Origin of the sequence: Suttonella ornithocola (assembly GCF_001889065.1) — a bacterium.
GTDB classification, from domain to species: domain Bacteria; phylum Pseudomonadota; class Gammaproteobacteria; order Cardiobacteriales; family Cardiobacteriaceae; genus Suttonella_A; species Suttonella_A ornithocola.
The window spans coordinates 1-11,667 of the sequence record NZ_LWHB01000085.1 but is presented as its reverse complement, the minus strand read 5'-3'; the positions used below and the strand labels follow the sequence as shown (position 1 = coordinate 11,667).

Here is an 11,667-nt window from a genome sequence, read left to right as displayed (position 1 = left end):
TGAAAGTGCTCTCTTTTCTCTGTGTCGGCTTTTGGATGTTGGTTAATCTTTTTTTATGCGTTATCTTTAGTCGCTTTAGAGCATAACAAATCGCTGATTGCGAGCAATTAAAACGTCTAGCGCTTTCCCATTGGTAATCATCAGGATACTGCTCAATATCCTTAAGCAAGGCTTCATCATCAATCTTTGAGGGCTTACGCTCAGTAAAGCCTTTAGGATGGGGATTTTTAATCCAGCTATAGACGGTGAATTTGCTGATCTTGTAGCGCTTTGCAACAGCGCGCCAAGTTTCTCCATTAGCAATATCGTTAAGAATTTTCTGTCGGAATTGGCGACAGTAGGTCATAGGATATGCTCAGTTTGTTTTTGATAATTCTACTACAAGTTGTTCTTTATATCTGCTTTGGATAGATTGGATTATAAGTGATTTGACTATATACTGAGACTTAGGCAACTTGGGTAGCTGATTGTAATTTGTGTTTTCATAACTCCAAATTATCATCTTTTTCCAAGTTGTCTTTTTTATTTCTTAACCCAGCATACTTTTCAAACCACTACCTAGTTTTTTAGCAGAAGGCTTTGCTGAGCATAGCTTTTAGTTTTTTAATTTCCTCTTTATGGTCAAAATCGCTGTTTTCAGAATAAAGTTCGTCGGTTTCTAGTAATTGAATGGCGGTTTGAATAATAGGATATTTTTGTTTGTGCTTTAGATATTTTTGAGCATATTTTGCATAGAGTAGATAAATGTCGATTTTTTGCCGATAATCATCATTGTTTCTAAGAATGTTTAAAGCGTTTGTATAAAATTCTTCTTTTGTAGGATTTAGCTCATCAGATAAAAAAGTGCGGCTCACGGTGCAGCTTAGTATTTCCGCTTCATTTTCCCAATAAAATTGGGCAAAAAAGATGCGGTCTAAAATAGAGCGTTCTCCACAACCGCATTTATCTGAAAAGGCGAGAGAGATTTGATAGCAGGTTAGGATATTTTCAATATTTGACCAACCATATTTGAGCATTCGTTGAAATAAGAAAGCTAGGTTGATGATGTAATTTTGCGCTTCATTTAGATTTGATGACCAAAATGCTAAATATAGTGCTTCTTCAATATGGTAGAGGGCTTGTCGGAAATTTTCTATGTCTGGATGTGTCTGGTTTTCTATTTTTCTTCTGAGCAGTAGAGCTTGAAGGTTATGCCAGTGCATGAGGGTTGTATAGTTTGCATGGGGATAGGCAGGAGGTGGTGGGCAGCTTTCTAAAAGTGCAGCATAGTGTAATCTTGGTGCGCTGTCATAGTCTATTCTGGCTAAGTAAAACCGAGCATAGCTCCCAATGGCAGATGCTGGTGTAAATAGTTTGTTTTGGATGATGCTTTCGGTTATTTCTTTAGCAGCAAAAAAATCTCCAGCCGCTTTTAAGGCTTTAGCGTGTCTGAGTAATAATAGTCCTTGCATATCCGGAGTAAGAGAAAGCTTGTCTGCAGAGATAAGTATTTCGGCTGCTTCGTAAGGCAGATTTTGCATGTATAGTGCATCACTATTGAGTAGGATAAGTATGATATTAGACAGTTGCTTAAACCATTGAGGGTCGGTGCTATCAGAGGGGTTAAAGATAATTCTTTGTAAGAATAATGGTTGCTCTCTGTGTGTATCAAGAGTAATTGTATTAGAGGTGAATTTTAGTGTCCATGGTCCGGAGCTACGATGTCTTGGTGCATATTCTATGGTAATAGGTATTTCTAGTTTTTTAAAAGTTTGCTCAATATCTTGGATAACTCGCAAAATTTGGCTACGTTCTAGTATGGTGTCGTTAGTAGTTTCTCGATGGATTGCAGCTTGCCATTGTTCTAATGAAACGCTTCCACCTATTTTTGAAGCAGAAAGCAGTAAGCGTAAAAGTAATGGTGCTCTAATGGTATGTAGTTGTGCTTGTTTGTTTTGATATGTCAGCATTCCTAGCTGGAAAGATAGGGTATTGTTGATATGAGTAGACATCTTTTCTCCTTGACATCCGGGCAATTGAATAGTCTATTCAAACTAGGTTAAAAAGTCTTAGGGTGTTTATAAACTTTTACCTATAAAAAGACTAACGTGAAAGAAAATTTAGTTGATTGAGTGTTAGGAACTCCGCCTAACGACGTAATCACTTTTATCAAATTTTCTTGTTTTGATAGGAAATATCATATCGTTAATTGGTCTCTTTTTACAGAGATTAGCAATAGTTTTCTTTATTATTCACAGATGTTTTAAGCTTTTTATCACTAGTGAATATTAAATATGTTGTTCCATATTTTGATAATGCGAGTGCGTATTTGTTGCCATTCTTCTGCTGGGCGTTTATGGCTTTGCTGATTCAAGAAGCAGCGGTGAGCGTTATGTCGAAGTTTACGATAGGTGTCTCTTAGTGTCATGGCTTCGCCCGAACTTAGGATGCCAGTGGCTTCTAAAGCTGCTAGCTGGCGTATATTATCGCTCATGCGTAATAAAATGGGTTCTTCGTGGGCGTTGGCAAGTAGGAGGTATTGGACAATAAATTCGATATCTATTAGTCCACCGCGAGATTTTTTGAGATGAAATTGATTACTCGCTAGCGCTGGTTCGTTATCTAGCATTTTTTGGCGCATATTGAGGACGGCTTCTCGTAAATCAGATTTGGGTGCTTGAGAAAGAATTTGTTGGCGCAGGTGTTTGAATTGTTCACAGAGTTTTTTATCGCCGCAAATGGCGCGTGCACGGGTTAATGCTTGATGTTCCCATATCCAAGCTTGTTGATATTGATAGTCTGCAAATGCTTCGATACTGGCTGCGGGTAAACCACTTTTTCCCCCAGGACGTAATCGTGTATCAAGTTCATACAATACGCCACTGGTAGAGGATATGCTGAGAATGCTAGAAATTCTCTGAACCAATCGCGCAAAGAATAATTGGTTAGCGATGGGTTTATCTCCATCGGTTTGCCCTTGGCTTCGTTCATCATCGTATAGGAAAACAAGGTCTAAATCAGAGCTATAGCCCATTTCTAATCCACCAAGTTTGCCATAACCAATAATGGCAAAAGTTGCTATATTCCCATTGGCACAGCGTGGCTGACCATGACGTTTCATTAGATGATTCCACGCATGTTGGTAGGCTTTTTCTAATATGAGTTCGGCAATATGCGTGAGGTTATCGCTAACTTGCATTAAAGGTAGGTTGCCATGGACTTCAGCCCAAGCAATTTTAAAAACTTGTGCGTGTTTAAAGTCTCGTAGAGCATTTAGCCAATCTTCATCTTCTAGGTCTTTGAGTCTTGCGGAGAGGTCTGTTGCAAGCTGTTCGGAGTCAGTGATACGTTCTCGTTCGCTGAGAATGTCGTCTAAAACCAGTGGATGAGCTTGGATAAATTGCATTAACCAACGGCTATCTCTAGCTATGGCAAGAAGATGACGAATCAGTTTGGGTTCGTCTGTCATCATGTTGATATATACGCTTCTGCCACTGACTTCACGAATCAGATGTAACAATCCTTCAATGGCAAAGGGAGGGAAGTGATCTCTAGCAGCAATGTCAAATAGGGTAGGAAGGAGTCTTTCTAAGCGCTCTATGGTTTTAGCAGGTAAACGTTGCCAGCTAAGGGTTTGTGAAAATTGATAAAGGCTTGTCGCAATGGTATGGCTCTCTTCAGGGGAGTAGCCAAGTGTTTCTAGAATTTGTGTTGTGTCATCAATGTCTGGTTGTTGCCAGTTAAGATGGGTCAGTGCGCTATCATTTTGTTCAGGGTTAGCGTCATTTAAATTGGCAAAAATACTACGAAAACGACGATGAATAATTTCTCTAGCTGCGTTTAAGTCGGTTTGTAAACGTTCGATATTGGGATAGTTGACGGCTAGCGTAAGCCGTTGCCAGTCTGCGTCGGTATCTGGTAAACGGTGGGTTTGTTGTTCTCTGTCAAATTGTAAGGCGTTTTCCACTTTTCTAAGTAATAAATAGGCATTTCTGAGTTTTTCGGTTTCATTGGCGTCCCAAAAATCTAATGTAGATAGGTCATTTAATATGCTGAGAAAGTTAGGGTTTTGAAGTTTGGGATATTGTCCACCGTAAACAAGCTGCATTGCTTGAACGGAAAATTCTGCCTCTCGAATACCGCCACGTCCTAGTTTGATGTGGGTTTCCATACCGTTTTCCCGAATTTGGCGGTTGATACTTTGCTTCATTTCAGCAATAGAGGAAAGTGCTGGATAGTCCAGATAGCGACGATACATAAAAGGTCTTAAATCTGAAAGTAGCTGTTGTCCACCAATGATATCTCCAGCAATAGGACGGGCTTTCATCATGGCATAGCGTTCCCAGTCTCTACCATGAACTTGATAGTAGGTCTCAAGAGCGCTGTAACTTAAGGCCAGTGGTCCCGTTTGCCCGAAAGGGCGTAATCGCATATCTACTCGATATAAAAAGCCGTCTTCTGTTACTTGGTCAACGGTGTTGATAATTTTTTGTGCGAGTTTTCGGAAAAAAACTTCATGGTCTTGAGATTTTTGTTTACCGCTGACATGAGTATCGCCATTGTTGCGATAGGCAAAGATTAGGTCAATATCTGAGGAAAAGTTGAGTTCTCCACCACCAAATTTTCCCATGCCTAAAATCGTTAGTGTAAGGGGATTATGCTGCTCATCTAAGGGTGTGCCGTAGCGTTCGGTTAATTTTTGATAGTGCCATTGGTGCGCAATTTCTAATAAAGCCGCGGCTAATTGGCTAATAGCAGTAAGAAAACTTGGCTCATCAAGGGATTGTGTCACAACGGCATGAATAAGTGCTGTTTGATAGCGGTGTTTGGCGAGCCGCAATTCTTGCATGAGTTGTGCCTCGTTTTCACTTTCTAAAATGCTTTGTACCGCTGCTTGGAAATCGAAAATTTCCCAATGAGGCTTTTGCGCAATAATTTCTAGGATGGCTTGTGGTTGTTTGAGTAATTGTCGAGCAGCATAGGCACTAGCTTGGATAAGGTGGAGAATATCTTCTCGATTTGCCCATGGATAATTAGCGGAATCTTGTTTCCATTGTTCAAGACGATGAGATAGTTCCATTGATTTTCCTTATGAGTTTTTAGTATTGCTTATTGTAATGTAGAAAAGTCCGCTCACACTATGTAGCGGACTTTATTTTTAGAGTTAACACGTTTTCTTATCTAACGTTAGGAAGAAGGTTGGTCTTGTTGTTGCGCAATTTCTGCCATTTTTTCATCGGCTAAATCATGATCGCCCATGTCTTTAATATCTTCATCTTGAGCAATCCAGTCTTTTCGTTCTGCATCTGTTGCTTTGGGAGAGAACCAGCCACTAAAGCCGTAAATGATTCCTAAAACAGGCGCTAACCAACAAGCAAAGGCCAATGGAATATAGAGTAAATTTTCCATATTTGTTCCATCAATAATACCAAGCCCTAAAGCGGTAATACAGAAGGCACCACCTGCATTCCAAGGAATAAGTGGACTTAGCAAAGTACCGCCTTCTTCTAAACCGCGAGATAAATTAAGCGTGGAATAGCCAATGCCGCGATAGAGAGGGGCATACATTCTTCCCGGTAAGGCGATAGAAATGTAAGGGTCTCCAGCAATAACGTTGGTGAGAAAAGCCGTGCTAATGGCAGAGGCTTGAACCGCACCAAAGCTTTTAATTTTGCTGATAATCACGTTAATCATGGCTTCTAAGCAGCCAGTGCGCTCTAGCGCGCCACCAAATCCTAGTGCAAGTAGCATTAGAGAGATCGTCCACATCATTGACTGTATTCCGCCTTTATTGAGCAAGGTATCAATATCAGCGACGCCTGTTTGAATGGAATAACCATCTTGGGCATAAACAAACATGGCTTTAATGGTTTCGCCATCTTGCGTGAATAAGCCAACAATAGCGCCAACTACTACACCTAAGAAAAGTGCAGGTAAAGGTGGTTGCTTGAGTAATGCAAGCACAAGTACAACGATAGGCGGTAGTAAAGTGATAACAGAGATATTGAAATGCTCATTTAATGCATTAGATATGGCTTCAATAGATTGAAGAGATACATCGCCTTCATGAACAAGGCGTGCGCCCATGATTAAGTAGATAGCAAGCGCGATTAGCATAGATGGAATAGTGGTTGGCAGCATGTTTTTAATATGCGCAAACACAGTTGTTCTAGTTACGGCGGGGGCTAAGTTGGTGGTATCTGATAAAGGTGAGATTTTATCTCCAAAGAATGCCCCTGAAACCACAGCACCAGCTGTCCAATACATTGGAATACCAAAACCATGACCGATACCCATTAGTGCTAAACCTACGGTACCAACGGTTCCCCAACTGGTTCCTAAAGAAACGGAAATGATCGCACAGACGAGCATTGCCGCCGCTAGAAAAAATTTAGGGTGAATCAGATTTAGTCCATAATAAATCAGTGCGGGTACCGTCCCAGAAGCAATCCATACCCCAATAATCATTCCTACCACAATCAAAACGGAAAGAGAGGGCATAGAGACATGAATAACATGGAAAGCGCCTTTCCGTGTTTTATGCCAAGGGATTCCAATATAGAGTCCCATTAAGCCTGTAAATGCTATTCCACATGCGAGTGGTACGTGAGGCGCAAAATTATCGAAATAAAATAATTGGATGGCGAGAACGGCGAGTGTGAGCACAATAGGCGTCATCGCTAGCCAAAGCGGTGGAAGTTGCTCTTTAGGGTGAGTCTGCCCAAGAGAGAGTTCTTCCTCTAAGTCTGATTGATCAACAAAAGATTGTTTGCTCATATAACCTGCTTGTTTATTTATCAAATAAGTCATGATTTGAAAATGCGTTTTATCAAAGTACTTTCTTGTTTATTCAATCGTTATAGTCAAATCAGCTAAAAAACAGAACGTTATCTACCGCCAGAATGGCTAGATAAGGGCTATAGGATGTTTTGTTTTTTAGCTGATCGCACTATAACAGAGAAGTTATTTTGATAAAATGCATTCAAAAATAGATTTTTAGAAATGAAATATGCTTATGAAAGCCTAGTAAGGTTAACATACAGACCTAACCAAAAATTCATCTTTGGTTAATTTTTAGAAAAATAGATGAGCTATTTGCGAGAAAAATAGTTGATAACAGGCTGAAAAGAATAATTTTTATAAAAATGTATAAATAGTAATAAAAGCTTTTATTACCAAAGCTGCCATAAATATATCAGTACTGCGGATAAAATAACCCAAACAATCAATCCGATAAGCAAACTTATCCATAGAGAAAAACGATCAATACTAAAATATACTGCCAAAATGTAGCCTAGATAAGGGATTAAAGAAAAGCTTGAGAAAAGTAGCGCTGCTTTGAATTCGGCAGGTGTTCGCATGGTGCCTAAAATTACATGACTAATCAATGCAAAGGTAGGAAAGAGCGGCACGAGTGCCGCTAAATAGTAATATCTGCTTTGTGCAAATATTTGAATCAGAATAACAGCAAGTGCGCCAATAAAAGCTTTAATGATTAACATGATTTTGCCAAAGATTGATGATGGTATCGCGATAAACAGCGGTAAGTGGCGCTAAATCTGCGACTTCAACGTGTTCATCTATTTTATGAATACTAGCATTGCATACGCCGTACTCGACAGTGTCGGCACCATATTTCGCCATAAATCGTGCATCAGAAGTACCACCAGCCGTATTGAATATAAGTTTTTGATGCGTATGTTTTTCGCTAGCACTAGCAAGTGCTTGCATGAGTATTTTATTTTCTGTGGCAAAAGGTTCGCCAGAAAGACGCCATTGAAATGTTGGATGTAAATCTCGTTGTTCACAAATGGTTTGAACAAGTGTTTCGATACGCGTTTTAATCTCGTTTTCTGTTTGCTCAGTGTTATAACGCCAATTAACCATGGCTTGTACACGCTCTGGTATTACATTTTCAGCACCTGTTCCGCCACTGATATTGGAGAATTGACAACTGGTTGGCGGGAAAAATTGATTGCCAGTATCCCATTGAATAGCGGATATTGCTGCGATAATTTCCCCTAATCCATGGATAGGGTTTTTAATTTGTTCAGGATAGGCGACATGTCCTTGCCTTCCTTGTACAGTCAGTTTGAGATTGAGAGAACCTCGTCTGCCATTGCGCGCAGTATCGCCTAGTTGATGATTCGCTGTTGGTTCTCCAACAATAGCATAATCAAAATGAATATTTTCATTGGTTAATTGTGGTAAAACCGCTTGAATACCATCAGAAGCATCTGCTTCTTCATCTGAGGTTAGCAATAGTGATAGTGTTCCAATATGATTCGGATACTCAAGGATGAGCCTGCGCATGGCAATGGTCATCGCTGCAACACCACTTTTCATATCAGCAGCCCCACGAGCATAAAGCTTACCGTCTCGAATGGTTGGTGTAAAAGGGGGAGATTGCCAGTCGCTTTCATCTCCAGCTGGCACAACATCCGTATGTCCCACAAAAACAATATGGGGCGAAGCACTACCGTGACTAATCAATAAATTCTTAGTCTGATTTTTATCAAGATATCTGATATTTGCATTGGTATCAGAAAAAAGATGACAAATCTCTTCCATACAGCCAGCATCATTTGGCGAAACAGAGGCGTGAGTAAGCAATGTTTTGAGAAGGTTGAAAGTAGCATTTTCCATAGAGATAAATTCTTTTGTCGTATCAAGCAATATTATAACGAAAGCGGTATTTAAATTAGAGAGAGTTAAGATTTTCCAATAAAAATAAATTAAAAGAGAGGTGTCGATTGAATAGGTTTAGTTTTAATGGATTTGACTATACAATGATTGTTTTATTTTTTATATGGGTAAATTGTGTCTGAACCAGCCGCGTTAGAAGCGCGTAATATTCACAAATCCTTTGGAAGCCAAGATGTTTTAAAAGGCGTTTCTCTAACGGCTCATAAAGGAGATGTTATTTCAATTTTGGGTTCTTCTGGCTCTGGAAAAAGTACGTTTTTGCGTTGCTTAAATTTTCTCGAAATGCCAGACGCGGGAGAAATTATTGTTGCAGGAGAAGATGTTCAAATTAAAACGGGAAAACGTGGCGAGCGATTGCCTGTTTCTCATCGTCAAATACAAAGCGTCCGTGCAAAATTAACGATGGTTTTCCAAAGTTTTAATTTGTGGTCGCATATGACGGTTATGCAAAATTTAATAGAAGCGCCCGTTCAGGTTTTAAAGCTTCCTAAATCTCAAGCCATTGAAAGAGCTTCTTCGTTATTACATAAAGTAGGTCTTTATGAGCGCCGAGATTATTATCCATCCCAACTTTCGGGTGGACAGCAGCAACGAGTGGCGATTGCGCGCGCGCTTGTGATGGAACCAGATGCGCTATTATTTGATGAGCCAACTTCTGCTTTAGATCCTGAATTAGTGGGCGATGTATTGCATGTTATGCAAGATTTAGCAGCCGAAGGACGCACCATGATTGTAGTTACCCATGAAATGGGATTTGCTCGTGAAGTGAGTAATCACGTGATGTTTTTACATCAAGGGCAAATTGAAGAAGAGGGGACGCCAGAGAAGGTGTTTTATCACAGTGATTCTGAGCGTGTACGTCAATTTTTATCTAATAGCCTGAAAGGGTAAGTGAGGACATATGAAAAAATTATTACTATCAGCTTTATTAACAGCTTGCGCATTTCCAGCGTTTGCTGAGAAACCACTGATTATTTCTACTGACGGGACTTACCCTCCATTTGCAGAGATGAATGCTAACGGTGAAATGGTAGGCTTTGATATTGATATCGCAAAGGCGCTATGCGCAGAAATGAAACGTAAATGCGAGTTTAAACAGGTTGATTGGGATGGTTTAATTCCAGCATTAAATAATGAGCAAGTTGATGCTTTGATTGCTTCAATGAATGCAAATGATGAGCGTCAGAAAGTCGTTGATTTCACAGAACCTTACTATAGCAATCCGGGATTGTTTGTGCGTAAAAAAGGTAGCAATATAGAAATTTCTGATGAGGGTTTAAAAGGTAAAACAATTGGCGTATTAGCATCAAGTATTTGGGACGATTACGCAACACAAAAATATGGAAAAATTGCCAAAATAGACCGCTATACTTCTCAAGATGATGCCAATTTAGATGCGCAAAAAGGCGTAGTTGATGTATTGCTTGCCGATAAGATTGTGATGAAAGACGGTTTCCTTGATAGAGATAGCGGTAAAGATTTTGAAGCTGTGGGTGATGAAGTAAAAGATAAGCAATATTTAGGCGATGGTATCGCTATTGCTGTGCGTAAAAGTGATCCTGAATTGCGCGATGCTTTCAATGCTGCTATCAAAGCGATTCGTAAAAATGGCGAATATAAAAAAGTTAACGATAAATACTTTAATTACGATATTTATGGTATTGACGATTGATGGATGATAAATATGCAATTTTATGGCGCTATCAAGATCGCTTAATAGAAGGCGTAAAAGTCACGCTCGAGCTTTCCTTGCTCGGGCTGATTTTAGCTTTTATTATTGGCTTATTAGTCTGTGGCGCAAAACTTTCACATAAACGTTGGCTCAATATTTTTGCAACAGTTTACACAACGATTTTGAGAGGAATTCCAGATTTAGTACAGCTTTTTCTCTTTTTTTATGGATTGCAAAAACTGCTGCTCATTATTCGTAAGACTGAATGGGGACAGGCATTAGGCTTGGGAAGTTTATCGCTCAATAATTTTACAATTGCCACGATTACGATCGGGGTGATGTTCGGTGCTTATATGGCAGAAACGTTTCGTGGTGCGTATTTAGCCATTCCTAAAGGACAGATTGAAGCGGCTCAAGCTTATGGTTTATCTCGCTTTCAAATGTTACGTCGAATTACTTTACCGCAAATGTTGCGTTATGCACTTCCCGGTATTTCAAATAACTGGCTTGTCTTGATGAAAACTACGGCATTAGTTTCATTAGTACAAGTAGATGATCTAACGAAAGTTGTTAAAGAAGCAGCTACTTCTAATCCTGTGATTAAATCAGATTTTGCGCTTAGGTTAGGCATGTACATGATTGGCGCAATGGGATATTTAATGTTAACAACGATTTCTTTAATGGTTGTTTTTGCATTAAGAAAACGCTATTCAAGAGGCTTTGAAGGAGTGCGTTCGTGAAAGAAGAAAGTTTATGGGAATATATCGTTCGTTTTATTTCCACTTATGGCAATGACTTTTTACACGGCATTGCAACTACGCTTTGGATTGTACCTACTTCTTTGATTATTGGTTTGATAATGGCGATAGGTTTAGGGGTGTTAATGGCTTCTCGCGCACCATTAATATTTCGTGTCCCCGCCTTGATATTTAGCTATATTTTCCGCGGAACGCCTATGCTTATCCAATTATATTTAATCTATTTTGCACTGGGTTTATGGTTAAGTGAGATTCCTAGCTTGCCACAATTTATTGATTTTTTACTTAAGGATAAAGCCTTTTGGGCAATTTTAACTTTTGCGCTAAATACCGCAGCTTATACCTCTGAAATTGTGCGTGGCGCAATTGAAACGACTCCAGCAGGTGAAATTGAAGCAGCAAAAGCTTTTGGAATGTCTTCTAAGCAAATTTTTATTCGTATTACTTTCCCGAGCGCTGTGCGCCGAGCTTTGCCAGCTTATGCCAATGAGGTTATTTTCATGCTTCATGGTTCTGCTATTCTCTCAACCATTGCAGTAATGGATATTACTC

At 39.6% G+C, this 11,667-nt stretch carries 10 protein-coding genes; 4 read left to right on the top strand and 6 right to left on the bottom strand.

Annotated elements, in window-relative coordinates:
• The 6 genes from A5N85_RS07100 to dapE all read right to left on the bottom strand — a co-directional run.
• Positions 1-346, bottom strand: a 346-nt coding sequence (locus A5N85_RS07100; protein WP_072576611.1) for an IS630 transposase-related protein, incomplete at its 3' end; no start/stop codon positions are given.
• Positions 347-566: 220 nt separating this feature from the next.
• Positions 567-1,991 (bottom strand): hypothetical protein, encoded by a 1,425-nt coding sequence (locus tag A5N85_RS07095; RefSeq protein WP_072576610.1) that lies wholly within the window; start codon positions 1,989-1,991, stop codon positions 567-569.
• 266 nt (positions 1,992-2,257) lie between these two features.
• Complete coding sequence (glnE, locus tag A5N85_RS07090) at positions 2,258-5,059, bottom strand: bifunctional [glutamate--ammonia ligase]-adenylyl-L-tyrosine phosphorylase/[glutamate--ammonia-ligase] adenylyltransferase (RefSeq protein WP_072576609.1); 2,802 nt, start codon at positions 5,057-5,059, stop codon at positions 2,258-2,260.
• 107 nt (positions 5,060-5,166) lie between these two features.
• Entirely contained in the window at positions 5,167-6,756 is a 1,590-nt protein-coding gene (gene nhaC, locus A5N85_RS07085; protein ID WP_072576612.1) for a Na+/H+ antiporter NhaC, read from the bottom strand.
• A gap of 395 nt (positions 6,757-7,151) precedes the next feature.
• Positions 7,152-7,481 carry a GlpM family protein gene (locus tag A5N85_RS07080; protein ID WP_084601686.1) on the bottom strand — a complete coding sequence of 110 codons (330 nt, stop codon included), beginning with the start codon at positions 7,479-7,481 and terminating at the stop codon, positions 7,152-7,154.
• Positions 7,468-8,625, bottom strand: coding sequence for a succinyl-diaminopimelate desuccinylase (dapE, locus tag A5N85_RS07075; protein WP_072576607.1), 1,158 nt, complete (start codon positions 8,623-8,625; stop codon positions 7,468-7,470). Before dapE ends, A5N85_RS07080 begins: the two co-directional genes overlap by 14 nt.
• Positions 8,626-8,799: 174 nt before the next feature.
• Between dapE and A5N85_RS07070 the strand changes: the two genes are divergently transcribed.
• From A5N85_RS07070 to A5N85_RS07055, 4 genes are all read left to right on the top strand, one after another.
• A complete protein-coding gene (locus tag A5N85_RS07070; protein WP_072576606.1) occupies positions 8,800-9,576 on the top strand; it encodes an ABC transporter ATP-binding protein in 777 nt (258 codons plus the stop codon).
• Positions 9,577-9,586: 10 nt separating this feature from the next.
• On the top strand, positions 9,587-10,357 hold the full coding sequence (locus tag A5N85_RS07065; protein ID WP_072576605.1) for a transporter substrate-binding domain-containing protein: 771 nt from the start codon (positions 9,587-9,589) through the stop codon (positions 10,355-10,357).
• A complete protein-coding gene (locus A5N85_RS07060) occupies positions 10,357-11,097 on the top strand; it encodes an ABC transporter permease (RefSeq protein ID WP_072576604.1) in 741 nt (246 codons plus the stop codon). The genes A5N85_RS07065 and A5N85_RS07060 overlap by 1 nt, the downstream gene beginning before the upstream one ends.
• The coding region (locus A5N85_RS07055; RefSeq protein WP_072576603.1) for an ABC transporter permease subunit at positions 11,094-11,667 on the top strand (574 nt) is incomplete at its 3' end. The genes A5N85_RS07060 and A5N85_RS07055, both read left to right, overlap by 4 nt.

Coding starts and splice junctions, on each gene's coding strand:
- A5N85_RS07095 (WP_072576610.1), bottom strand. CDS start 1,991: ATGTCTACTCATATCAACAATACCCTATCTTTCCAGCTAGGAATGCTG.
- glnE (WP_072576609.1), bottom strand. CDS start 5,059: ATGGAACTATCTCATCGTCTTGAACAATGGAAACAAGATTCCGCTAAT.
- nhaC (WP_072576612.1), bottom strand. CDS start 6,756: ATGAGCAAACAATCTTTTGTTGATCAATCAGACTTAGAGGAAGAACTC.
- A5N85_RS07080 (WP_084601686.1), bottom strand. CDS start 7,481: ATGTTAATCATTAAAGCTTTTATTGGCGCACTTGCTGTTATTCTGATT.
- dapE (WP_072576607.1), bottom strand. CDS start 8,625: ATGGAAAATGCTACTTTCAACCTTCTCAAAACATTGCTTACTCACGCC.
- A5N85_RS07065 (WP_072576605.1), top strand. CDS start 9,587: ATGAAAAAATTATTACTATCAGCTTTATTAACAGCTTGCGCATTTCCA.
- A5N85_RS07060 (WP_072576604.1), top strand. CDS start 10,357: ATGGATGATAAATATGCAATTTTATGGCGCTATCAAGATCGCTTAATA.